This is a genomic window from Anaerostipes faecis, from assembly GCF_910574135.1.
Taxonomy (GTDB): domain Bacteria; phylum Bacillota; class Clostridia; order Lachnospirales; family Lachnospiraceae; genus Anaerostipes; species Anaerostipes hominis.
Genome location: NZ_CAJSYK010000001.1, coordinates 265,368 through 290,873, shown reverse-complemented (window position 1 = coordinate 290,873; position 25,506 = coordinate 265,368). Strand labels below are relative to the sequence as shown.

The 25,506-nt window shown below is 39.0% G+C and carries 23 protein-coding genes, 1 tRNA gene and 1 pseudogene; 21 read left to right on the top strand and 4 right to left on the bottom strand.

Annotation, left to right across the window (positions count from 1 at the left end):
• Positions 1-3 precede the first annotated feature (3 nt).
• The 4 genes from QGT46_RS01480 to QGT46_RS01465 all read left to right on the top strand — a co-directional run bounded on the left by QGT46_RS01480 (position 4) and on the right by QGT46_RS01465 (position 3,549).
• A complete protein-coding gene (locus QGT46_RS01480) occupies positions 4-792 on the top strand; it encodes an ABC transporter ATP-binding protein (RefSeq protein WP_148460074.1) in 789 nt (262 codons plus the stop codon).
• Positions 789-2,018 (top strand): MFS transporter, encoded by a 1,230-nt coding sequence (locus QGT46_RS01475; protein WP_148460075.1) that lies wholly within the window; start codon positions 789-791, stop codon positions 2,016-2,018. Before QGT46_RS01480 ends, QGT46_RS01475 begins: the two co-directional genes overlap by 4 nt.
• A 65-nt stretch (positions 2,019-2,083) precedes the next feature.
• Positions 2,084-2,154: transfer RNA gene (locus QGT46_RS01470), tRNA-Gly, on the top strand.
• A 336-nt stretch (positions 2,155-2,490) separates the two neighbouring features.
• Positions 2,491-3,549, top strand: coding sequence for a helix-turn-helix domain-containing protein (locus QGT46_RS01465; RefSeq protein ID WP_148460076.1), 1,059 nt, complete (start codon positions 2,491-2,493; stop codon positions 3,547-3,549).
• Positions 3,550-3,621: 72 nt separating this feature from the next.
• Here the strand turns inward: QGT46_RS01465 and QGT46_RS01460 are convergent, their stop codons facing one another.
• On the bottom strand, positions 3,622-4,053 hold the full coding sequence (locus QGT46_RS01460) for a hypothetical protein (RefSeq protein ID WP_330607142.1): 432 nt from the start codon (positions 4,051-4,053) through the stop codon (positions 3,622-3,624).
• Positions 4,054-4,441: 388 nt separating this feature from the next.
• On the opposite strand from QGT46_RS01460, the gene QGT46_RS01455 reads away from it, so the two are divergent.
• The 6 genes from QGT46_RS01455 to QGT46_RS01430 all read left to right on the top strand — a co-directional run bounded on the left by QGT46_RS01455 (position 4,442) and on the right by QGT46_RS01430 (position 11,261).
• Positions 4,442-5,059 (top strand): DUF6088 family protein, encoded by a 618-nt coding sequence (locus QGT46_RS01455; RefSeq protein WP_024728932.1) that lies wholly within the window; start codon positions 4,442-4,444, stop codon positions 5,057-5,059.
• Entirely contained in the window at positions 5,056-6,054 is a 999-nt protein-coding gene (locus QGT46_RS01450; protein ID WP_148460077.1) for a nucleotidyl transferase AbiEii/AbiGii toxin family protein, read from the top strand. The genes QGT46_RS01455 and QGT46_RS01450 overlap by 4 nt, the downstream gene beginning before the upstream one ends.
• A gap of 403 nt (positions 6,055-6,457) precedes the next feature.
• Positions 6,458-7,582, top strand: a complete 1,125-nt coding sequence (locus tag QGT46_RS01445; RefSeq protein ID WP_301589235.1) for a Fic family protein — start codon at positions 6,458-6,460, stop codon at positions 7,580-7,582.
• A 73-nt stretch (positions 7,583-7,655) separates the two neighbouring features.
• Complete coding sequence (locus tag QGT46_RS01440) at positions 7,656-8,837, top strand: ABC-three component system protein (protein WP_148460079.1); 1,182 nt, start codon at positions 7,656-7,658, stop codon at positions 8,835-8,837.
• A 16-nt stretch (positions 8,838-8,853) separates the two neighbouring features.
• Complete coding sequence (locus QGT46_RS01435) at positions 8,854-9,342, top strand: three component ABC system middle component (protein WP_148460080.1); 489 nt, start codon at positions 8,854-8,856, stop codon at positions 9,340-9,342.
• Positions 9,339-11,261 carry a DUF3732 domain-containing protein gene (locus QGT46_RS01430; RefSeq protein ID WP_148460081.1) on the top strand — a complete coding sequence of 641 codons (1,923 nt, stop codon included), beginning with the start codon at positions 9,339-9,341 and terminating at the stop codon, positions 11,259-11,261. Before QGT46_RS01435 ends, QGT46_RS01430 begins: the two co-directional genes overlap by 4 nt.
• 20 nt (positions 11,262-11,281) lie before the next feature.
• Here the strand turns inward: QGT46_RS01430 and QGT46_RS01425 are convergent, their stop codons facing one another.
• A complete protein-coding gene (locus QGT46_RS01425) occupies positions 11,282-11,899 on the bottom strand; it encodes a hypothetical protein (protein ID WP_301589231.1) in 618 nt (205 codons plus the stop codon).
• Between the two features lie 34 nt (positions 11,900-11,933).
• Positions 11,934-12,344, bottom strand: a complete 411-nt coding sequence (locus tag QGT46_RS01420) for a PTS glucitol/sorbitol transporter subunit IIC (RefSeq protein ID WP_148460082.1) — start codon at positions 12,342-12,344, stop codon at positions 11,934-11,936.
• 147 nt (positions 12,345-12,491) lie between these two features.
• Between QGT46_RS01420 and QGT46_RS01415 the strand changes: the two genes are divergently transcribed.
• The 11 genes from QGT46_RS01415 to QGT46_RS01365 all read left to right on the top strand — a co-directional run bounded on the left by QGT46_RS01415 (position 12,492) and on the right by QGT46_RS01365 (position 24,431).
• Entirely contained in the window at positions 12,492-12,926 is a 435-nt protein-coding gene (locus QGT46_RS01415) for an IS110 family transposase (RefSeq protein WP_301589228.1), read from the top strand.
• Positions 12,863-13,606 (top strand): transposase, encoded by a 744-nt coding sequence (locus tag QGT46_RS01410; protein WP_301589226.1) that lies wholly within the window; start codon positions 12,863-12,865, stop codon positions 13,604-13,606. The genes QGT46_RS01415 and QGT46_RS01410 overlap by 64 nt, the downstream gene beginning before the upstream one ends.
• Before the next feature lie 258 nt (positions 13,607-13,864).
• A complete protein-coding gene (locus tag QGT46_RS01405; protein ID WP_301589224.1) occupies positions 13,865-14,623 on the top strand; it encodes a hypothetical protein in 759 nt (252 codons plus the stop codon).
• A gap of 118 nt (positions 14,624-14,741) precedes the next feature.
• Positions 14,742-15,194, top strand: coding sequence for a hypothetical protein (locus QGT46_RS01400; protein ID WP_301589222.1), 453 nt, complete (start codon positions 14,742-14,744; stop codon positions 15,192-15,194).
• Between the two features lie 508 nt (positions 15,195-15,702).
• Positions 15,703-18,303, top strand: a complete 2,601-nt coding sequence (locus QGT46_RS01395) for a PRD domain-containing protein (protein WP_148460384.1) — start codon at positions 15,703-15,705, stop codon at positions 18,301-18,303.
• Between the two features lie 9 nt (positions 18,304-18,312).
• Positions 18,313-18,621, top strand: a complete 309-nt coding sequence (locus QGT46_RS01390) for a PTS lactose/cellobiose transporter subunit IIA (protein WP_129702243.1) — start codon at positions 18,313-18,315, stop codon at positions 18,619-18,621.
• Between the two features lie 20 nt (positions 18,622-18,641).
• Positions 18,642-20,291, top strand: coding sequence for a PTS lactose transporter subunit IIBC (locus QGT46_RS01385; protein ID WP_129702241.1), 1,650 nt, complete (start codon positions 18,642-18,644; stop codon positions 20,289-20,291).
• Entirely contained in the window at positions 20,287-21,693 is a 1,407-nt protein-coding gene (lacG, locus tag QGT46_RS01380; RefSeq protein ID WP_330655701.1) for a 6-phospho-beta-galactosidase, read from the top strand. Before QGT46_RS01385 ends, lacG begins: the two co-directional genes overlap by 5 nt.
• Positions 21,694-21,697: 4 nt before the next feature.
• On the top strand, positions 21,698-22,363 hold the full coding sequence (locus QGT46_RS01375) for an HAD family hydrolase (RefSeq protein ID WP_024728925.1): 666 nt from the start codon (positions 21,698-21,700) through the stop codon (positions 22,361-22,363).
• A 31-nt stretch (positions 22,364-22,394) separates the two neighbouring features.
• Positions 22,395-23,432: an aldose epimerase family protein gene (locus tag QGT46_RS01370; RefSeq protein ID WP_301589213.1), complete on the top strand. Its 1,038-nt coding sequence runs from the start codon at positions 22,395-22,397 to the stop codon at positions 23,430-23,432.
• Between the two features lie 111 nt (positions 23,433-23,543).
• Positions 23,544-24,431 carry an ROK family protein gene (locus QGT46_RS01365; protein WP_148460386.1) on the top strand — a complete coding sequence of 296 codons (888 nt, stop codon included), beginning with the start codon at positions 23,544-23,546 and terminating at the stop codon, positions 24,429-24,431.
• A gap of 294 nt (positions 24,432-24,725) precedes the next feature.
• On the opposite strand, the pseudogene QGT46_RS01360 reads toward QGT46_RS01365, so the two are convergent.
• A pseudogene (locus tag QGT46_RS01360) lies at positions 24,726-25,397 on the bottom strand (IS6 family transposase); the annotation flags it as partial.
• Positions 25,398-25,506: the final 109 nt, after the last annotated feature.

The window sequence follows — 25,506 nt, the reverse complement described above, 5'->3', positions numbered from 1 at the left end:
AAAATGGAACAACAAAAGATTCAAGTGAGGGATATCACTGTCGCCTATGAGCAGACCATCGTCATACCAAAGCTGAATCTGAATATCCCCGGCGGGAAGATCACCATCGTAGTCGGCGGCAATGGATGCGGAAAGTCTACACTGATCAAATCTGTGGCCGGGATACTTAAGCCCCAAAAGGGTGAGATCTTTATCAACGGTACAGAGATCAAAAAACAGGCTCCCAGGGAGACCGCTAAACAGATGGCAGTTCTGCCCCAGAGCCCGCAGGTACCGGAGGGACTTCTAGTAAAGGAACTGGTGGCATACGGGCGGTTCCCTTATCAGAAACCTGTAGGCGGACTGACAGAACATGACCATCAGGTGATCCGCTGGTCGATGGAGGCAACAGGCATTCTGGCACTGAAAGACCGAAGGGCAGATTCTCTTTCAGGCGGACAGAGGCAGAGGGCCTGGATTGCCATGGCGCTCGCGCAGCAGACAGGAATTCTTGTACTGGATGAGCCAACCACTTATCTGGATATGTCTCACCAGCTGGAAATACTCTCTCTCTTAAAAGAATTAAACCAAAAGAACCAAACGACCATTGTCATGGTGATCCATGAAATCAATCATGCCTCCAGGTTTGCAGACCATATCATTGGAATGAAGGAGGGTCAGATGGTGTTTGAGGGAACACCTGCGGATGTGATAACAGAACAGAATTTAAGGACACTTTATGGCATACGGGCTAAGCTTACGCTCAGTGAGGACGGCACATATCCGGTCTGCACGGAGTATGAGCTGGAATGAGCAGACAGGGGAATAAAGCAAATTTTGTTATCATAGCGGCGGGACAGATGATCTCGCTGTTCGGCAGTGCCATCCAGCGGTTTTGTATGTCTCTCTATGTACTGGACCTGACCGGGAGTCCGGGCATTTTTGCTACGATCCTTTCAATTTCTATGCTTCCATATGTTCTGCTCGCGCCGGTAGCCGGAAATATCACAGATTACTTCAGCAAAAAGAAGATCATGGTCTGTACAGACATCTTCAGCGGCATTGTTATAAGCTGCTATGCGGCTTTTTTATTTTCAGGACATGACCGGCCAGCTGTCATAGCTGTCACAATGATCCTTTTGTCAGCTGCAAGTACTATATATTCACCGGCGGTGACAGCCTCCATCCCTCTGTCTGTTTCAGCAAAACAGCTTTACCGGGCCAATGGCATTGTACAGCAGATCGGATCCGCTGCCAATTTTGCAGGACCTGTCATTGCGGGGATGCTGTATGGTTTTCTGGGGATCCGTTGGATCGTGGTTTTAAATGCAATCAGCTTCTTTGTCTCAGCACTGATGGAAGGATTTCTGCATCTGCCGGAAAAAAAGAACGGCTCCAGAAACAAGCTCTCTTTTTTGGGCAGTGTGAACGAAATGTATCAAGGGTTTTTGTACTTAAAAAAATTTCAATCTATCATATTAAAGATTATTTTCTCTTACGGTCTGTCCAACCTGTTCATTGTTCCGGTTTTCTCCGTAGCTGCACCGCATTTTATAAAAAATGTGCTGGGTCTTTCTTCAGAAGTCTATGGATCTGTGGAAGGGATCACAGTGTTTGGGATGATCACGGGGGGAGTACTGATCAGTGTGTTTCCCAAGCGTTTTTCCATGGCTGTGATCCACAGAGTGCTTTACCTGATGCCGGTTTCGTTTCTTTTCATGTGTCTGACCGGATTTGCGTCCCAAAGCCCGCTCATTAATATATGTGCTTTTGGGGCAGGCGGCTTTGCTGTCATGCTTTCCCTTGGCCTGTCCAATGTGATTTCATTGACTTACATGCAGCAGGCAGTCCCCGGATCTATGATCGGAAAGACCAGTGCATTTTCAACGGCAGCGGCGACAGCCACGATACCTCCCGGACAGTTTTTGTTCGGACAGATATTAGAATCAGGGATTTCGGTTCCTGTGCTGTTTCTTTTTGTATCAGCGGCAAGCCTTGGGACTGCATATTTTGTGAAACAGGCAATAAAAAAGAATTAAGAAATTTTAAAAAAGTTCTTGCATATTGTATTTAGTTTTGCTATACTATTACTTGTCTGAAAGATGCGGGTGTAGTTCAATGGTAGAACTCCAGCCTTCCAAGCTGATCACGTGGGTTCGATTCCCATCACCCGCTTATAAGAATTTTGAAAAACTGTCTGTTTTTACAGGCAGTTTTTTGTTTCTTCCATAGGAAAGTTCCATGACCTTCCCTATGAAATAAAAACGCTCCGCGGGTTGTGCACAGATGCGTAAGGAAATTATTTGCCTGCGGCAAATTGCATCTGGCACGCAAAGTTGTCAAGCCCCTCAAAGAGTGAGGGGTAGGGGCGTTGAAGCGGGCTTGCCCACTTTGTTCTATTGATCATCATTTTAACCATTGGTTAAATTCTTCTGAGGAAAAATAAAAAAGGATTCAATTGTAGGTGTTTCATCGGGCTGATACAATGAAAAGAGAAAAGGAGATGGGCTTATGAAGATCAATGAAATGATTCGGGAACTGCGGATAAAAAAAGGTTTAACCCAGGAACAGATGGCTTCTCTGCTGGGGGTTTCCGCCCCTGCGGTCAACAAGTGGGAAAAAGCAGTGTCCTATCCGGATATCACACTGCTTCCTGCATTGGCGCGGTTACTGGAGACAGACCTGAATACCCTTCTGTCCTTTAAAGAAGAACCAACCAAAGAGGAAATCACAGATTTTCTCAATGAACTGGCAGCGGATGTTTCCAGTAACGGAGCGGAACATGCATTTCATATGGGAATGGAAAAAGTACGGGAGTATCCATCCTGTGATCCGTTGATCTTGAATGTTGCGGTCACACTGGAAGGAATTTTGGGTATTTACTCCAAGGAGGACTGTACTGATTTCAAGAATGATATTGAAAAACTGTATGAACGGGCAGCCCAGAGCACTGATGCAGAGGTCAGGGACCGGGCGCGTTCTCTGCTGATCTTTAAGTATATAGACCGCGAGGAATATGACAGAGCAGAAATATTCCTTAAGGAGCTGCCGGAGGAGTCAATGATGGATAAGAACCAGATCCGGACAAGGCTGTATATGAAACAGAAACAGTGGGAGGATGCGGGCCGTGTCCTGGAAAGCAGACTTTTGAAGAGATTAAATGACATCCAGACTGCGCTGATGGATTTGATGACCATAGCCTTTGAAGAGAACAGGCCCAAAGACGCAGATGAGATCGCTGATATATCAAGGCAGGTAGTGCGTTTGTTTGGGTTGTGGGACTACGGGTCTTACTCAGCACAGTTTCAGCTTGCATTCGCAAGGAAAGACATTGGTCAGTGTATCACCATACTTAAAGATATGTTTCCGGCGATTCTTAAAAAATGGGAGCCGGGCCAATCACCGCTGTACAGATACACAGGCAGTAAGTCCAGCACGGACCATTTTGGAAAGTCTATACTTCCAAAGATCTTAAGCGAATTTGAAGACCCTGAAAATGAGGAGTTTCATTTTCTACAGGATGAGCCGGAATTCAGGCAGCTTATCAGCGCATGGAAAGAAAAAATATAACAGAATCTAAAAACAATCAAACTGCTGAAGGAGGTTTCGCAGTTTGATTGTTTTTTCGTTTAACATCTGATATTAACTGTAAAGCCCGAAACTCAACAGATAGGCTACAAGTACAGCCGCAGGTCCTGTGACAAGTCTCGTAAAGAGCATGGCGGGTACTCCGGCGCTCACGGTATCGTCCTCAGCTTCCGCCAGGGTCAGCGCTACAGGTACAAAATCACATCCTACCTGAGAGTTGATGGCAAACAGTGCAGGAAGAGAATAAGCGATGGGAATGGTTCCTTTCCCGATCTCTACACCGAGGAGTACACCTACCACCTGTGCGATCACCGCACCGGGTCCAAGGACCGGGGACAGGAACGGAATGGCACAGAAAACGGACAACCCCAGAAGGCCTGGAAGACTTCCGGCCAATGGTTTGATGGCATTTGCCAGAAGATCGCCGATGCCGGTATAGTTGATGATACCAACCATGATGCTGCCCTTACGGTATAATAATGACAAACAGAAAAAACCTTATTTTTCAAGGGGTTTGAGCGTTTACCGTTGTTTATTCAATTCCTTTTCCAGCTTTGAAAGACAACAAAAAATCGTCGAATAAAGGAGGCTGTTGAATTAAAGACAAAAAATAAATATGGTTAGTAGTCCGGTGGATTTTGGGGCTTATATTTGATGAGGGATGCGGAAAACAGCGTGTATCTGATGCACGACTGATTTATCTGCCGAGTGCCCCAATCGTCCCGAATAATATATAAAAAATGGGACAAAAAATTTTCAAATCGGGGATGTTTTAACTAGCTTCTGTTGGGAATGCTAAAAATAAGTATCGCGAAATCTATTGAAAATATGTCCCGAATAATATATAATATTCGGGACAAAGGAGGTCGGTGTAATGGCAAACGGATATTCCAAACAAATACAGGGGCGGATAGAAAATGCTTTAGAAGGAACAGTTTTTGTCAACTCAGATTTTGCAGACATTGCTGATACAGAAACCATAAGACGGAATCTGAACAGGCTTACACAGACGGGTACCCTTCGGAGAATTTTGAAAGGTATTTATGAAAAACCGGAATACAGCGAAATGCTAAAAGAATACGTGGCGGCAGATCCAGAGGCAGTGGCAAATGCGTTGGCTCGTAATTACCACTGGACGATTGCTCCCTGTGGGAATACGGCACTGAATCTGTTAGGGCTTTCTACACAGGTAACAGCGGTCTGGTCCTACATCAGTGACGGTCCGTATAAAACCTATGAGTGGAACTCTACGAAGATTGAATTTAAGCATCGGACCAACAAAGAGATTACAGGTCTTTCCTATATGACTGCGCTCGTTATTCAGGCATTAAAAACTCTGGGAAAAACAAATGTCACTTCCGAAACCATTCAGGCGCTTAGCTCCCGATTGAGTGAGGAAGACAAGGCCGCCATGTTAAGAGAAGCGTCAGAATCTACGGACTGGGTTTACAATGCAATACGTAAGATTGCCGGGGAGGTACAGCAGAAATGAAAAATATCGCAAGGTTTTCAGACAACGATAAACGGATGCTGTTCCGAAATACAGCAGATAAAATGGGACTACATGATGCGATTGTGGAAAAAGATTTCTGGGTTTGTTATACACTGGATTATCTGTTTCACCATTCTCCCTGGAAAAAGTCGATTACTTTTAAGGGTGGTACCAGCTTGTCAAAGGCATTTCATCTAATCAGCCGTTTTTCCGAAGATATTGACCTGATCTTAGACTGGAGGGTACTGGGGTACCAAAAAGAGGAAACCTGGGAGAAACGTTCCAACACCAAACAGGATGTATTCAATAAAGAGGCCAATGCACGTGCGGAAGTCTTTCTTGCCGAAACCTTCTGCCCGGCAATCAAAGAAGGTTTGTCACAGGATCTTGAGCGTGAGGCGAATGTCTACATAGATGAAAAGGATAAACAGACGGTTATCTTTGCATATCCCCATCTGTTCACCAATGCGGCAACCCTGCAGGTGATTCGCCTTGAAATCGGTGCTCTGGCAGCATGGACCCCGGCAAAGGTGGCAGGGATTGAACCTTATGCGGCCCGGTATTATCCTGGGGTTTTTGAACAGAAAGCTACGTATATTCTCACCGTTGCACCGGAGCGTACCTTTTGGGAAAAGGCGACCATTCTCCACCATGAAGTAAACAGACCGGAACATCTGGAAATGCCGCAGCGGTATTCCAGACACTATTATGATCTGTACCGAATGTCTATGACTCCGGTGAAGGAATCCGCTTTCGCTCACCGTGACCTGCTTCAAAAGGTTGTGGATTTCAAAATGAAATTCTATCCGCGAGCTTGGGTGAAATATACGGAGGCTGTGCCGGGAAGTCTGAAACTGCTTCCGCCGAATTATCGTTTTCCTGCACTACTGGCAGACTATGAAGCCATGAAAGATATGCTTTATGGCAATATTCCAGACTTTGAGACGGTAATGTCCGCAGTAAGGGAACTGGAAAAAGAAATTAACGCACTGTAATTTCATACATAAACACGATGCCCGACTATTTGATTTTGAATAGTCGGGCATTTATATCCAAATAGAAATACTTAGCAGAAACGAGTACATGATTTTAGTCCAAAGCCATCCGCTTACATGAAGCTGATGACAAAGCCGTATTTATCCACCATTTTGGTATGATATGGAGCATAAATGCAAGAAAAATAGTCCCAATATCGTGAAAACATCAACAAAATCGATATAAAAAATCAGATAAAACATCAAAAAATAGTTGCATGAGAATGTTTAAGTCATGAAACTCTGTTTTAAACCTATATTGTATTATTTCTCTGATTTTTGAAATAAAGCGAAGAAATAATACTTCATTTATTTCAATATTTGTGATATGCTGAAAATAGATTTTTCTATTGAGGTGTGTGAAATGATTCCCTATACAGGAGATTATATTGAACATATTGACAGCAACCAAAACAATTTTAAGTATTATACATTTACTCCTCGTCCTCTAATGCATGGGGATATGTATAAAATAGATGATGAATTATCTACCTTGTTAATTGAAGCTCACCGAAATATTGGATTTTTAGACGGACTTCTTAAATATGCTCCCAATAAGAGTGCGTTCAGCGAATTGATGCTCTTAAAAGAGTGTACATATTCTCGAATGATTGATTACGATGGCCCTTCTTTTCAAGATGTACTTGTTAGTCGCGGGAGTGGTAAAGGGGATATTACATCAATCACTAATATTGAGTTGGCATATAAGAAAGCGAGGGATAGGATAATCTCAGCTCCAGTTCTAAGTGAGCTTTGCGGAGTTGCATTGCATGGTGATGTAACTGATAAAACGGTTGATGTTAGGGACAAGCAGACTTTTCTGTTAGGCGTTAGAACGAATCTCAAAACTTACACACCCACAGCTCCTGATGCAGTTTTACCGGCATTGGCTGATATCTCTGCTTATTTATATAATGACAAAGATACTGATCCGTTGATTAAAGTCGCATTGGTACATTATCAGTTTGAGATGATACATCCGTTTGAGAGATATAACGGAGTTATAGGACGAATCATTGTTCCAATGATATTGTGCGATATCGTTAGAGAAGCAAAGCCACTAATATGTCTGTCTGAGTATTTGTATCACAACAAAAATGAATACTTCGACCTGCTTAGAACTACACAGTACAGTGGTGGATATATTCGGTTGATTAAGTTTTTTGTAAATGCTATAGGAGAAACAGCAAAACGATCCGCTAGGCTATTCATGCGGTATGAAAACGCTATAGCAGAAGATGAAAAAATGCTTGATAACATAAAATCGCAAGCCAAAAGCGTTCGGCGGGTGTATAATAATTTCAAAAGATTTCCTCTATCAAGCACAGTCTATGCAAAAGAACAGACTGGATTATCATTTAATACTGTATCAAAAGCATTTGGAATATTAAAATCTATGGACATCATTGAACAGCAAGAAAATAATACAAGAAATCGCATTTGGAAGAGTCTTAAATTGGCACTAGCTTTAGACGAATCTAAAGTTTAAATGATAATATCTTAATAAGAATGAACAGTATTAAATTTTTTGATTTTCATGAAAAGCGAGAGGGGGTTGTAAGATGTCTAATCACCAAGCTTCCGAACAGATGCTAGGCTATTTATATCAAGTACGATATGCTTTAACACTACTACTAGAGAATGATAACTCTGATTTTCAAATAAGTATTGAAAAATTTGATGATGTTGCGTTTAGTAAAGACGGTATGCCAAAGCAGCTTATCCAGTTGAAGCATCATGTACAGCGGCAAGGCAGTCTCACAGACGGAAGTACAGATTTATGGAGAACATTAAAAGTATGGATGGATGTAGTTTCTGAATCTCCGAATATATTAAGTGGAACAGAATTTCTTATTGTTACAACAGCAATTGCGCCAGATGGCACAGCAGCTTCTTGCCTAAAAAAAGGTAAAAATCGAAATACGGAAGATGCATATGAGAAATTAAAGGATGTTTGCCTTAAATCTGAAAATAAAAATCACAAAAAATATTACGAGGCCTTTTTGAAAACTGATGAAACTATTGCGAAATGTTTAGTCAACCAAATATGCGTTATTGATGGTGCGAGTGATATAATAAATGTTGAAAAGGATTTCAGAAAACAGATTCGATATAGCTGTATCCCTAAATATGAAAATCAGATTTGTGAGCGCTTAGAGGGCTGGTGGTACAAAAAGGCAATCGAAGCTCTTTGTTCAGACACTCCAATATTTGTTACCCAAAATCAGGTGAGATCGTTCATTGTATCTGTAAGTCAAGAGTATTCTGATGACAATTTGCCAATAGATATTTTTGATATTGGAAATATACAGGAAACTAATTTAAGTGCTAGTGAAAAAATATTTTATGAGCAACTTAAACTAATTTGTCTTGGGAGTCGTCGTATGCAAACTGCTTTAAGAGACTATTATCGTGCATTTAAACAGAGAGCCAATTGGGTAAGGAATGATTTATTGTATGTCAATGAATTGGAAAACTATGAGCAACGATTGATTGATGAATGGGAACATGCTTTCGCGGCTATGGAAGACGATTTGGCCGGATATAGAGGAGTTACAGAAGAAGAAAAAATCACAGAAGGACGCAGACTTTTTTCTGAAATAGAAAAGAAAGATATCCGTATTCGTTCCAAATGCCAAGAGGCTTTTGTGATGCGAGGAAGTTACCATATGCTGGCTAATCAACTTAAAGTGGGTTGGCATATAGATTTCTATGATCGGCTCAAAAAATTATTGGATACGTAAGAGGGAGGCGATAGAGATGAAAAGCTGGAATATGCGAACACATGAAGTTGCATTTCTCCTCAACCCCGCTTTTTGTGGGAGAGTATTATATTCAACAATTAAAACTTATAATGATAAAACGTGCAGGGCGTTTCCATTTCCGCTGATTTATTTAGTATTGCCTCTTGTTTTACATAAAGAAACAAGGATCAGTATAAACAGTAGGACGCAATTGCACTTATGGGTTCGGCGATACCCGCATCTTCTAATCGATTTTCCCAAAAGGGCAAGAGAATTAGTTCCGATCACAAATGAATCTGTTGAGTTTCTGCTCCAAACAGGGAAAGTTCTGCTAACGCCAAATAGTGAATTAGAAATAACGCCAGCCTCGAAAACATTGAGCAAAACAAAATTTGTTGATAATGAAATTTCGGAATGTCTCAAAAAAGGTGAGCATATTGCCAAGTGGTTTGCAACAACAGGAAAAGTCGAGACAATATATATTGAGTTGGGGGTGAGACCATGATGCAGATACGTGAACTTGTACTTTATGGATATAATGGGAAAGTGCGTCACCTACCTTTTGCATTGGGTCGAGTGAATATTATTACCGGCAGATCAAAAACAGGAAAATCGGTGGTAGGTGATATTATTGATTATTGCTTGGGCGGTGATTCATGTAATATTGCAGACGGAGTAGTTCGTGATAATGTAGCATGGTATGGCTTACTCCTGCAATTTGAACATGAACGTGCATTTATAGCACGTAAAAATCCAGATAAAGGGCAGCAAACAACAGGGTTTTGTTATATTGAAGTTGGAGAGAACATTGAAGTTCCTAAAAAGTGTGATTTCTCATCTAATACAAATGTATCTGGGATTGAAGAATCATTGACTCGTCGAATTGGAATCTCAGAAAATTTAAACACACCACCTGAAGGCCAGAGCAGACTCCCCCTCGCAGCGAATATAAGACATGCATTATATTATTGTTTTCAGGGGCAAGATGAGATTGCAGCAAAGAACTTTTTGTTTCATCGTCAATCGGATGATTTCATTACACAAGCCATTAAAGACACCATTCCGTATTTTTTGGGTGCCATTAGTGAAGATGCTTTGGCACTAGAAAATGAAAGAAGTATACTTAAACGCAAATTGACACTTGAAAAGCGTAAGCTTGAAGAAAATCGGCATTTAATGGGAGGCGGTTCTGAAAGGGCAATTGCGCTAATTGGAGAGGCTCGACAAGCTGGTCTTATTGATGCATCGATACAGATAGATTATCAGAATTATCAGGAGATGTATTCTGTTCTTCAAACTGTTATGAAGTGGTCACCTAGTATAATTGGCTCTAACAGCGGGATGGATCGGCTAACTTTTTTACAAAGTAAGCTTCAGGAGACTCGGGATGAGTTTGACGAGATCGGAATTAGTCTTGATAATGCACATATGTTTGTTGGGGAGACCACGGGATATTCTGGAGAAGCTCAGCACCAGAAAATGCGCCTTGAATCTATAGGACTTTTTGAACAACTAAATTTCAATCCCGGGAAATGTCCGTTGTGTTCTGGAACACTTGAACAACCACTCCCTAGTGTGGAGATGATAAAAGCTTCTATTATCAATTTAGACAAATCAATCGCAAATGTGACGCGTGAACAACCAAAACTTAGAGCCTTTATTTCTGATTTGGAACAAGAACGGGAAAAGAAACAGGAAGAGATTAAGGTGTTAGAAGCAGAAATTGACGGGGTATATCAACAAGAAGATGAAAAGGCACGACTAAGAGATATAAATGCACGAAGAGGAAAAGTTGTTGGGCGAATCAGCCTTTGGATTGAGAGCGTGGAAAATGATACAGAGTCAGGAAAGCGAGAACAAATTATAAAAGGAATTGAAGAACGAATAAAAGAAATAGATGACATTCTTGATAGAGACTCTGTGGAGGAACGCAGGCAGTCAGCACTTTCGCGAATACAAGTGGACATGACAAAATGGGCTAAGGCATTACAACTAGAACATTGTGACAATCCGTATAGGATCGACTTGAATAAGATTACTGTTGTTGTAGATAAGCCAGAAAGGCCTGTGCCACTTAAACAGTTGGGAAGCGGTTCGAACTGGGTAGGGGTCCATCTTATTTCGTATTTTGCATTACAGAAATTTTTTATTAACGCCAATCGCCCAGTCCCAAGATTCTTATTCCTCGATCAGCCATCCCAAGTTTATTTTCCGTCTGAGCTAGATGAAAAACAAATAGACTGGAATGAAGTCAACAAAATGTACCAGTTTATCATTGATCGTACGAATGAACTTAACGGAAAACTACAAGTTATTATTGTTGATCATGCCGATTTAAAAGAAGAATCTTTTAGACAATTTATTTGTGAAAATTGGTGGCCTATCGATAAAAATCTCATACCAAATGATTGGTTTGAAGCATAAAGAACAGAAATTCCAAATTATCAGCCCAACGATAATTTGGAATTTTTATTCTCAAAGATATTTTTTTGTCTTTGGCTTGACATACGGGTGACGAAGATCATGAACGGCAAAATGTTTTTCAGGACAATGTCCAGGGTATCCCGGCCGGCCTGATAAAATACATTCACAATACTTCCAATGCCGCGGCCCATGCTGGTGATAAAATTAAAAAATTGATTTCCTCCAGACGCGGGGGAGGATTCTTTTCCCTCAGCCTCAGCCAGATCCGGGACAGCCTGCCCGGATACTTCAGGTTCAGAAGGGGCAGCCTCGCCGCTTTGGGTAATACAGTCCAGCGTAGTGCCGGATACAAAATTATCTTCTTTAATATATTTGCTGAGTGGCCCGGACGGGGAGATGGGGTGGATATCGATGGTCTTGACTCCCATTTTCGGATAAACACCGCACCGGAGCGTCCCGCCGCAGTCTACCACTGCGATGATGATGGTGTCGGGTTCTACTTTATTGTTAAAGGCATCCACTACCGGGACACCAAGCAGCGATGCGATTTTTTCAGCCAGAGGATGAATGGAGCCTCCGGTGACAGAAGCGACGACTTTCCTGGTTTCCGTTTCATAGACAGTAATGGCCCGCCCCATCCGCTGGAGCCTTTTGTGATCGTTACAGATGGTTTCATTTTGCTGCACCTCCTTTATTTTTTGCCATGATCTTTTTCGTGAGGAATTCAGTGGCATTTCCGTGTGGAAACAGGCCGGTGATAGGGTGCGCAAAGGAGAAACAGGCATCGATAAAGGCAGGTTTCTGGTCTTCCTCCACGAACCGTCCCATAGTATAGCACATGGGATTGGTCAAAAAGAAAAGGGAGATTACAGGCAGCAGGGTGTAACGGAGCAGGCGGAACCGGGTCAGTTTTTTAGAGAAATTCATGACCCTGTCCTCTCCTACCAGAGTGATGATGGCATTGATACAGGTGAGCAGGATCAGAAGATTGGGAAGAATTCCGGTGATCAGGCCCATCAGGTTTTCTCCTCCTGCGGATACGATCCTGGTAAATCCTTCGGCTAGTTTTACAAATACATTCATAAATTTTGTCATTCCTTTCGCTTCGCTCAAGGCACAAACAAGTGGGACTTTGAGACCGGACTCTTATCATTGGCAATAAACCATGTTTATTCAGTCGCAGGATGACAGTCAATGTTGCTATTCTTTTTTATTAAGGTGGTGATACTTATGATGAAGCTGAAACACTCCATCTGCTGTGGGCTTGACGTCCACAAAAATGTTATCGTTGCTACCATCGTAACTACCAACAAGGACGGAATATCTGAATATAAGCAGAAATCTTTTTCAACCATCAACTCGGGTATTCAAAAGTTCCACAACTGGCTTATCGAGAATCATTGTTATCATGTTTGTATGGAATCCACAGGAAAATACTGGATTCCTATTTTTAATTATCTCGAAAACGACATGGAAGTCTGTCTTACCCACCCCAAATATGTCAAAGCCATCAAGGGGAAGAAGACGGACAAAAAAGATTCCAAATGGATTGCCGACCTTTACAAATTTGACCTGGTTTTGGCAGGACGGCAACCCAAATCATGTCTTATCTGTTGGAACATAACGCTGATACCATTGATGAAAAAGCCGTTTGCAAACTTATAAAAAAGGGAGCCAAAGCCAAGTCGGATGAAATCATTGAAGCCATTAAAGGTTATAACATTGAAACAGACCAGGCTAAAAAGCTGGAACTTACCCGCGGACATCTCGAATATCTGGATGATATGATTACCCAAACCGAAGTGGAGCTCTATGTCCGCATAAAACCTTATTATGAGTTTGTCGAGTTCGTAAGCACGATGCCGGGCATGACAGAACTAAGTTCCACCATCGTCCTTGCTGAAACGGGTGTCAACATGGGCATCTTTGACGATGCCAAACAACTTTGTTCCTGGTGTGGTCTTTCTCCTGCCAACAATGAATCTGCAGGCAAGAAAAAATCTGTCCGTATCGCAAAAGCAGGCGATTATCTGAAACCGATGATGGTACAATGCGCCCTTGCCGCAATCAAGAGCAAAAAACAGCCTTATTTTTCAATCAAATATGGACGGATCAAAAAACGCAGAGGCCACAAAAAAGCGATCATTGCCATTGCCAGGATGATGATGGTCTGCATTTACCATATGGTGTCTGAAAAGAAACCTTTCACACCTACTGACTATGAAGAATTGATGGAATCACAGAATCATGTAGAGTGTGTTGTCTTGAATGAAACCAATGTTTTTACTTATCTTGAGAGCCTTGGTTACGATAGTTCTAAGTTAGTAAAGCGCAACGATAACTAACATTTTTCTATACCTGAAAAACTGGGTTTTATGAACCCTTGGATAAGTGCGCCCAAAAATCTACTTTATTTTTCACTCTTCCTCCTTAACATGGACAATAATCTCTCGGAATCTTCAGCCCAGTAAAATCAAGGCTTGTAGATTCCATTTTATTAAAATCCCCCACTTTTTTGTCAAAAAAGACTTGACAAATCGCTCAAAATTTGCGGCGAAGCCGATTAAATATATTTTATTTTTATCGACTGGAGGGCGATTTTTATGTTACCTGTTCATTCCGGCGGTCATACCGCCTATCAGACTTTTTTACTTGAAAACCTTCGCAAATATTATCCTGATCCCACTGTTTTTTCTAAATCAACATGGGATATCATCGAACGTTTCTGGAATCTTGATCTTTCTTATACCAACGAACTGCTCCGCAACAAATATTCTGTCTTTGGTCCAAAACCAAGGACTCCTTCCTGTATGCAGCGTTCTTATCTTCTCTCCATTGATTTTAAAGTTCATTCACTTACCCACTGGGCTGCTCAATTGAAAATCAATCCACTCTATGCAATCCTCAGTGGGTTTCACTTTGGTGACACTCCTGGAGTCGACACTTTCTATGACTTTCTTAACAGGCTTTGGGATTCCGATTCTGATAATCTTTCTCCCCATATACATCCTTTAAAAAAGAAAAAAGTGCAAAAGCCAAAACAGAAGGGAGAAAAAGCAGAATCTATTGAAAAAATCACAGTGGAACAACTTTTTAAATCCATGGAATCTTCTTCTTTTTCTATTGATGACCAACCATATGCTTCTCTTTTCAAGATTTACAACCATGAATTTTTAACCGTTTCCATATCCAAAGGATTGATTGATACCTCCAATCTTTCCATTGCCGGTGTTGCGACCGCTACTTTTCCCAGCCCGATTGTGATGTCGTATATGATTCTTCTCGAGACTGTTTTTATCATGGCTACGATTTATATATGCTGGTTGCATCCAACTCGGAAAGTGATCTGCCTTTCTTCCTGATTTTCATATCAGCAAATGGCTTTTGGCTTCTGCTCATGATACCATGCCGTATTATCGGTATTGTCGTGAAAACGGCATACAGCCTTTTATCGACTTAAATGAAAAACGCGGAATCAGCATGAAATATAAGGATGATTTTACCATTGCAAAAGATGGAATTCCTATTTGCAAAGCTGGGCGAAAAATGAACCATGATGGTTCTGAGCCATCGAAAGCAAGGTTAAAATTTCGCTGTCCACTTGCCAGCCGTAAATACGGATGCTCCTGCAGTACCCCCTGCTCAGACTCCAAATATGGGAGAACCGTCCATCTTGCAATGAAAGATAATCCAAGATTCATCAATTTCCCGCCTCGTGACAGTAAAGAATGGAAACTGGAATACAATGCTAGAACTTCAGCTGAACGTTCGAATAAACGTGAGAAAATAGACTTTCAATTAGAAAGCGGCAGGCACCGCTCAACTAAGATGTGGTACTGCCGCCTATATCACATCCTTATGCTGCAGCACTTGGATGCTTGGGATTTGCCCTATGAATCCACCCTGAGAAAGTTGATTTTAGATGTGGCATAATCCTTTAACTATTATACACCATTTTTCAGGCATAGCGACAGCTATGTCTATTTTCTATGTTCTTTTTCTGTTTTAAATAATATTTACTTTTCAAAGTACGTTTCTCGGCTGTTGCCGATAATAATCACTCAGGATTCCGAGAGATTATTACAAGGTGGTTTGTCATGATTCTATTTTACCATGAGCGGAGAGAAAATTTATATAAATCAAGCAAGAAAATCCAGTAAAATCAAAGGGCTTTGGCATTTAACAAATGCCTAATAAAATATTAGAAAAGGAGAGAACAGATAGAGGAATCTGTATAAAAATATCTGTATTTTTAGGTTTTAATAAAAAAAAATAAAAAAAATGTGTATAATCTTGGATAAATGTAGCAAAAAAAACTATACACATTCGAAAAAACAGCTTATGTGTATAAAAAATGGGTGGTTTTGCAAAATTGAAGTAAAGTATTGATTTGAGTATAGTATAGGCAGCTGGTAAGTACAGCGCAGAATAGGAGTTGCATATGAAACTGAATAAGAACAACAAAGAACGAGTATATGAATTCATTACAACATATTCATTAGAATTTGAACATGATGAATATCCAAGATTTACTACGAACTTTTTGTCAGGGAAGTTAGGTATGCAAAGGACCAATTTAAGCAGCATCTTAAACCAATTAGTTAATGAAGGAAAATTGATCAAGCAAAAAGGGCGCCCGGTCATGTATCAATACATTAACTTATCTGAAGAAGCAGAAGAGGTTTTTAAGAGACTGATCGGCTATGATCAATCATTAAAAGATGCAGTAGCTGTTGCGAAAGCAACGATCCTTTATCCAAAAGGAAGGTCAAGTATTCTTATAACTGCAGAACGAGGATGTGGAGCACATTATTTTGCAGAAACGGTTTTTCAGTTTGCTGTGAAATCCGGCGTAGTTAAAAACAAAGAAGTTTTATTAACATTTGATTGTAAAGCTTACCAAGAAATTCCAGACTATCAACAGAAGCTACTTTTTGGAACTGAAGATGAAGTTGGAATTCTAAATCAATCAGAAAATGGAATGCTGTTGATCAATCATATTGATTTGCTTCCAGCCTATGAAAGGAGGCGTTTACTTTCTACTAAAGAAAGAGGAATTTTAATCTGTCGCACCGATTCAAATGCGGATCAGGAAATTTATCATTCATTACAAGAAAAAACAGATTTCGAGATCAAACTTCCTATCTTAAATGAGAGATCCTTGGAAGAGAGATTTCAACTGGTACAAAGGTTTTTATGCGATGAAATTACAAATATTGGTAAGAATCTAGAAATGGATGCAAAGATATTATCTGCATTACTCCTATATGAATCAGTAGACAATGTGACAGGATTAAAAAAAGATATCCATACAGGATGTGTAAACTGTTATGCACGGAAAGGAAGTTCAAAAAATAAATTTATCGAAATATTGCTTTCTGATTTTCCACCGTATGTAAGGAAAGGGCTTATATATTTGAAAGTACATAAGGAAGAACTGGATAAGTTAGTTTCGGAACAGTATGTTTACGCATTTACACATTCTACTATGCTGAAAAAGCAAGCACAAAAGGCAGAAGAGAAGAAAGATATTTATCAGTCTATCGATGATCGAAAGAAAAAGTATAAGAAACAGGAGATTCAAGAGGAAGAGATTGACGCATATGTATCTGTTGCATTAAAAGAGGATTTCCAAAAGTATTATAACGAATTAAGTGAGAAAATTTCCAATCGGACGATGCTGAAAAATATCATTGCCAACAAGATGATTGAACATGTCGACATGTTTTTGAAAAAAGCAGAAGAGACGTTTCAAATAAAATATGACGAGAAGATAATGTGTGCCTTGTGTCTCCATATGAATTCAGCATTGATTAGAAATGAATCAAAACAAAGGGTATCAAATGAAGAAATCACACAAATGACAGTTTCCTATCCACAGGAATATCAATTGGCAAAGGAATTTGTTCTAGAAACAGAAAAAATCTTTCACACAAAATTGAATGTGGATGAGATTATGTTTGTGATGATGTTCCTCTTAGAAGAAAGAGTCACAAAGAAACAGCAGGTTGTTACATTAATTGCAATGCATGGGGATTATTCAGCACAAGCGGTTGTTAAAACAGTAAATGAACTTTCTAATGAAAATAATACATATGCTTTTAACTTACCATTAGATAAGAACATGAAAGAAGCATATGAAGACTTCAAGAAAGAGATTATTCGAATTGATCAAGGAAAAGGAATCATCCTAATCTATGACATGGGATCTTTGAGGACTATGGCAGAATCCATAGCAGCGGAAACGAATATCGACATCAGATTTGTAGAATCACCAATTACATTAATTGGTGTAGCATGTAGCAACAAAGCAAGTGAAGAAAAGGCAATAGATGATATTTACGGATATCTTCAGGAAAATTTCAAGACAGCAGCATACAGTAGAAATTATGATGGAAGCAATAAGATTGTAGTCATCATATCAAAATCTGAAACTGAAGCAGAAAAAATTCAACGATTTATAAACGAAAATATGAGCTGGAATGATGTAAAAATCAGACGAGTTGTATTAACAAATGAAGGTCAGCTATATAGCATGATCGATGGTATAGCAGATGAAGGAGAAATTGTTGGGATTGTAGGAGATTATGATCCACTGCTCTATCAATATCAGTTCATTGACGTTAATCAGCTAATGAAATCTGAGAAAACAAACCTAAATGACTATATCCAAACACAGAATGAATTGGATAAGACGGGAATCACCGAAACGTATGAATATTTAGAGGGAAATTTTCCAGAACTGGATATGGCCAAAGTGGAAATATATCTGGACGATTTCATGCAACAAGTAGAATATCTGTTAAATGTAAAACTGGATGAGAACAAAAAAATCGGATTGATTATTCACATCGTTTGTTTACTAGACAGAATCAGACAGGGATACACACCATCCATTAGTTTTATTGCATCAGGTGTGATTGACAAGAACAAGGAAATGGTTCCAGAAGTGAAAAAAATTCTGGAACCAATGGAAAAAGAGTTTAACGTATATATTAATGAGACGGAGATTGCAACGATCATTACGATTATACGAGAATAGGAGGTTATTATGACAAAAGACGAATTAAACATGATCAGCTTTGAAATTGTTTCTTACTCAGGAGATGCTCGCTCTAAATTATTACTTGCACTAGAAAAAGCAAAAAATGGAAACTTTGAAGAATGTGACAGCTTAATTGAACAGGCAAATGATTGCTTGAATGAAGCACATAACTCACAAATGGATGTCATGAAAGAAGAAGCAAACGGAGAAACAGTTACAATGGGATTTATCATGACACACGCACAGGATCATTTAATGACATCATTATTATTGAAGGACATCATTGGAACATTGATTGACGTTTATAGAAAATAAATGAAGAGAGGATATAAGTTATGAATAAACTGATAAAATCAATTGAAAAAATGAAACCGTATTTTGATGCCATCGCAAGAAACAGATACTTAAAAGCGATTAAGGAGGGATTTGTTTCCGCAATGCCAATCGTTTTATTCTCAAGTATCTTTATGCTGTTGGCATATGTACCAAATATTTTTGGATTCTATTGGAGTAAAACAGTAGAAGCATTCCTGTTAAAACCATATAACTATTCTATGGGAATTTTAGGTCTGGTAGTAGCAGGAACAACGTGTTACCACTTAACAAAATCGTTTAACCGAGATATGCCAGTAGACAATCAGATCAACGCCATTTCTACAATGATGTGTTCTATGATCGGATTCATGGTAGTCGCTGTAGATTCTATTAAAGATGGATTCGCATCAGGATATATGGGATCTAAAGGATTATTAACAGCATTCCTAGTAGCATTCTTTACAGCCAACCTTTACAAATTCTTTATTAAAAGAAATATTACAATTAAAATGCCAGATGCAGTTCCACCAAATATCTCTCAGACATTCAAAGATGTTATTCCCTTTGGAGCATGCGTATTATTATTAACAATCTTTGATTTCTTCTTTAGAAAACAGTTTGATATGTGTTTTGCACAGGCAGTCATTCAGGTATTCCAGCCACTGTTTACAGCAGCTGATGGATATGTTGGATTAGCAATCATTTATGGAGCTATGGCAATGTTCTGGTTCGTAGGTATTCAGGGACCAGCCATCGTAGAACCAGCAGTAGCTGCTATCTACTATGTAAATATCGCAAACAACTTACAGTTATATCAGGCAGGAGATCATGCAGCAAATATTTTAACACCAGGTGTACAGCAGTTCGTAGCAACTTTTGGTGGTACTGGAGCAACATTAATGATCACTTTGATGTTTGCATTTTTAGCAAAATCAAAAGAGTTAAGAGCTATTGGACGAGCTTCTTCCGTTCCAGTTTTATTCGGAGTAAATGAGCCAATCTTATTCGGAGCACCATTAATCTTAAACCCAGTATTCTTTGTACCATTTATTTGTGCACCAATCTTAAATGTATGGTTATTTAAGATTTTCGTTGATTATATTGGAATGAACTCATTCTTATATATCTTACCATGGACAACACCAGGTCCATTAGGACTATTCCTTGGTTGTGGTATGGCGTTAAAAGCAGCAATTTTAGCTATTGCATTACTAGTATTAGACTTTGTAGTATACTATCCATTCTTTAAAGTTTATGATCATGAGAAATGTGAAGAAGAAAAAGAAAAAGGATTAGAAGAAGTAGGTTCTGAAGAACAGCAGATTGAAGTTGATGCAGATACATTAAAATCTAAGAGAATCTTAGTATTATGTGCTGGTGGTGGAACATCAGGATTATTAGCAAATGCTCTGAAGAAAGCTGCAGAAGAGAAAAACATTCCATTAATCGCAGCTGCAGGAGCTTATGGAGCACATACAGATATCATGCAGGATTATGATCTTGTCGTTTTAGCACCTCAGGTAGCAGCTTTCTATGAAAATCTGAAGAAAGATACAGATCGTCTAGGAATTAAATGTGTAGCTTGTGAAGGAAAACAGTACATTGCACTGACAAGAGATCCAGACGCGGCAATCAAATTCGTATTTAAGATTTTAGAAGGAGATAATTAATATGAGATTACCAAAAGAGTTTATCATGGGTGGAGCAACTGCAGCATATCAGTGTGAAGGTGAATCAAAGGCTCATGGAAAAGGACGAGTAGCTTGGGACGATTATCTGGAAAAACAGGGCTGGTTCAGCCCTGATCCAGCAAGTGATTTTTATCATAAATATCCAGTGGATTTAGACTTATGTAAACAGTTTGGCGTCAATGGAATCCGTATTTCTATTGCATGGTCAAGAATTTTCCCAACAGGAGAGGGAGAAGTTAACCAGGAAGGTGTGGATTTCTACCATGCAATGTTTAAGAAATGTAGAGAAAATGGAGTAGAGCCATTTATCACATTACATCATTTTGATACACCAAATGAATTACATAAAAATGGAGATTTCTTAAATCCACATACCATCGATTGCTATGAAAGATATGCAAAATTCTGTTTTGAAGAATTCAAAGATGATATCCGTTATTGGTTTACATTTAATGAAATCTGGCCAGTATCATCTGGCCAGTACATTACAGGTACATTCCCACCAGGAGAAAAATATGATGTAGTTAAAACTGTTGAATCCATGCATAACATGATGGTTGCACATGCGAGAGCAGTCATTGCATTTGAAGAAGGTGGATATGAAGGTCAGATTGGTATTATCCATTCCCTAGAAACAAAATATCCTTATGATGAGAAAAAACCGGGAGATGTTTTAGCGGCAGAAAGAGAAGATGCACTGACAAATCAGTTCTTACTAGATGCAACATTCTTAGGATATTATTCAGAAAATACATTAAAACATATTAATTTCTTATATGAGTTAGAAAATAAAACATTTGCTCCAAAAGAAGAAGATATGGAATTACTGAAAAAAGCTGCAGCATGTAATGATTATCTTGGAATTAACTATTATCAGAGCCACTTTGTTCAGGAATACAATGGAGAAAGCCAGATTCATCATAATGGTACAGGGGCAAAAGGAACTTCTGTATACCGATTAAAAGGAATCAGCGAGCATATGTTTAAAGAAGGGATTGATCGAACAGACTGGGATTGGTTAATTTATCCAGAAGGTTTATATGACCAGATCATGAGAATTAAAAAACAGTATCCAAATTATAAAGCAATCTATATCACAGAAAATGGAATGGGATATAAAGATGATTTCAAAGATAGTACAGTTGATGACGAACCACGTATTGATTACATCAAACGTCATTTACAGTGGATTGCAAAAGCAATTGAAGGAGGTGCCAATGTTAAAGGATACTTTGTATGGTCCTTAATGGATATGTTCTCATGGTCCAATGGATATAATAAACGTTATGGATTGTTCTATATAGATTTTGAAACACAGGAACGTTATCCTAAGAAATCAGCATACTGGTACAAAGAAGTCAGTGAAACAAAAGAGGTATAAACGTATGGTAGATTATAAAGGAGTCATTTTTGATTTCAATGGAACATTGTTCTTTGATAATGATAAACATGTATTAGCCTGGAATGAAATTTCTAGACTGCTTCGTGGATGTGATATCACAGATGAAGAATTGCATGGAAAATTTAATGGAACACCAAACGATCAGATTATCAAATATATGACGGATGGAAAGGCATCGTTGGAAGAAGTGAAAGAATATTCTTCAAAAAAAGAAGCATTTTATCGTGAATTTTGCAAAAAAGATAAAGAACATTTCCATTTAGTAAAAGGCTCAGTAGAGTATTTTGAATGGTTAACAAACCATAAGTTTCCTTACACTATCGCAAGTGCCTCAATTAAGGAAAATATTGACTTTTTCCGGGAGTCTTTCCATTTAGATAAATATATTGATCCTAAAAAGCTGGTATACGATGATGGAACATATGAAAATAAAATTCAGATGTTTTTAGATGCTTCAAAGAAAATAGGAGTTGAGATGAAAGACATCTTAGTAATTGAAGATTCTTTCTCAGGAATCAAAAATGCATATAAAGCAGGATGCGGTAAGATTCTTGTCGTATGCGAAAAAGAAAAAGAAGAAGAATATAAAAATCTTCCAGGAGTTCTTGGAACAATGCAGGACTTTGAACATATTTATGATTTCTTTTAATCTATCAATCAAACCTGAAGGGTGAGTCGTTATGGGAAAAAATATGATAACTGCAGTGAATGTAATAGAAGAAAGAGAAAATGGTATTACATTCTTTGAAATGAAAAACGATGAACTTCAAATCAGGGTAACAAATCTTGGATGCCATATCCTGTCCATCTTTGCCAAGGACAGGGATGGCAAACAAGAAGATGTTGTTTTAGGATTTGAGGAAATCGAAGATTGTAAAGAAGACGGAACTTATATGGGGGCTATTGTTGGCCGAGTTGCAAATCGAATCAAAGGAGCAAGCTTTGAATTAAATGGAAAAACATATAAGCTGGCGGTGAACAATGGACCAAATCATTTACATGGTGGAGAGATTGGATTTGATCAAAAAATCTTCTGCTATGAAATCATTGAAAACGGAATATTATTTTCCTGTATCTCCCCAGATATGGAAGAAGGGTATCCTGGAACCTTAGAATTAAAAGTTAAATATTTACTGACAGGTAATAACTTAACGATGGAGTATGAAGCTTGGAGTGATGAAGATACTCTGTGCAATATTACAAACCATTCTTATTTTAATTTATCTGCAGGGAAAGAAAAAATTTATGATCATTACTTGAAGATTAACGCAGACAAAATAGCATGTGATGATGAAAATTGTTGTACAACAGGAGAATTTATGGACGTAAAAGATACTCCTTTTGATTTTCACGATTATCATAAAATTGGTGAAAGAATCAATGATGATTGTGAGCAATTAAAATTAGCATCAGGCTATGATCATTCTTTTATGGTTAAAGGAGATGAAAATCAGCTTTCTTTATATGATGAAAAATCTGGACGCAAATTGACCGTATCTACAACATTGCCTGCCATGCAAATTTATACGGGAAATTTCTTAGATGAAGGATGTAATGGAAAACAAGGAAAACCATATGAAAATCGTGACGGTGTAGCAATTGAACCTCAGTTTCTCCCAGACTCCATACATATTGAAAAGGAGCCCAAAGTGATTCTGCGAAAGGGAGAAATTTATAAAGCTACAACAAAATATATTTTTCAAGTAGATGAACAATAGATCATTGTTATTTATTTCCTATGTGCGACCAGAAAATATGATGAGATTCAGAGTGTTTTCTGGTCATTTTTTGATACCCATATTTAAGATGAAAGAAAAAAGGAGATACATATGAAATATGCAGTAGGAATTGATGTTGGAGGCACAAACACAAGGGTTGCTTTGATCAATCAAGATTATGAGATTGTTGAAAGAATACAGTTTTCAACCGATACAGAAAATCCACAGAACACATTAGAAAAAATTAATGATGTGATTGTTGGATTTGGGCAGAAAATTGAAGGAATTGGAATTTCGTGCCCAGGACCACTTGATTTAATTAATGGAATTATATTAGAAACACCAAATTTACCAGGATGGAATTATTTTCATCTGACAGAAGCATTGCAACAAATTACAGGAATAAAAGTACAATTACAAAATGATGCAAATCTTGCGGGACTTGCTGAAGCGGTAATCGGAGCAGGAGCAGGAAAGAGTCATGTACAATTTCTAACAATTTCAACAGGAGTTGGAGCAGGATTGTGTATTGATGGAAAAATCTATCAAGGGGCCAAAGGATTTGCACAGGAAGTTGCAAATTGTATCTTATGGGAAGACGGACCATCTCATGGGGCATTGAAAAATGGATCTATTGAGTCAATCACTAGTGGAACAGCAATTACAACCAGAGCCCAAAATGTTGGATTGGAAGTTGCACATGCTGGAGAAGTTTACGAATTAGCAAAAGAAGGAAATGAACTTGCAAAACAGATTATGGAAGATGCATACGAATATTTGTCTAATTTTATTGCGATTTTGTATGGAGTCTTAGATCCAGATTTGTTTGTATTAAGTGGAAGTGTTGCATTAAAAATTCCAGGATTTATTGAAGAAATTGAAAAAAGAGCAAAAGAAAAGGTATTTGATGCACTGAAAGATAATGTAAAAATTGTACCAGCTGCATTAGGAGAAGATTGTGGACTGATTGGAGCAGCATGTTTAGCTTTTGAAGGTTAAGATAGTGTCAAGTGATGTATGAAAAAGCTGAGCATAAAAAATAGGCTCAGATGAACCTTGAAACCTGTAGATATTGATAACGTTAAGCTCTCCGAGGGCTTAGGGCGCTGCCCTAAGTACCCGCAAGGGACTTGTCCCTTGACCTAATATCAGACTTTGCCCGAACCCATCCTCGCCGGAAGGCAGGAAAAGGGCGCAGTTGCCCCTTTTCTGCTAAACAGGATAATCCGAGAACCCTTATGTCAAGCAACTTTCGCGGCATATCCTTGTGCGGTGCACTGTGGTATTCCACGGTTTGCGTGACAACGGTTCCGCTCCTTTTAGCAGTTCCACCTCATTTAGGACTTTATATCCTGTGTGTTTGTGAGGACGAAGGAAATTGTAGTAAGCAACCCATAGAGCAAGGTCATAGTTGGCGCCGTCGATGTTGTCAAAGCCGTTTGTAGGTCTGTAAGAGACCTTGTATGTATGATTGAGCCTTTCAATCATCTGCTTGTATGGTCGGAATTCTTTTGACACTTCATCGTCGTTGGTAAGTCCAATTACCTGAGTGATGCTGAACTTAAATTTATCACCAAACTCATGGAAGAACTGCTGGGCAGCTAATGGATAGGCACTGTATCCATCCGCAATAAATTTAAAGTTTTTCGGAAGCTCTTTTAGATTTCGGAAAGCCATTCTCATCGCAAGGATACAGGGACCAACACCGCGATTATCAGAGATCCGGTATCCAATGATGGAACGTTTTGCAGCATCCATAATGAACCAGACGTAAGCTTTAAGACCACGGATTTTGATATAGGTTTCATCAGCCGTGAAGACGGATTCGGTGCCATAATCGTAATGATCGACAAAGGGTTTGATGCAAAGAGCTGCGGATTTACAGTAGTTGGCAATGCTCTGATGAGAGATAGTGATACCGTAAAGGTCATGGAGCGCCTGCTTAGTTTTCCTGAGAGAAAGTCCAAACAGGATGAGCCAGAATTCAGGCAGCTTATCAGCGCATGGAAAGAAAAAATATGACAGAATCTAAAAACAATCAAACTGCTGAAGGAGGTTTCGCAGTTTGATTGTT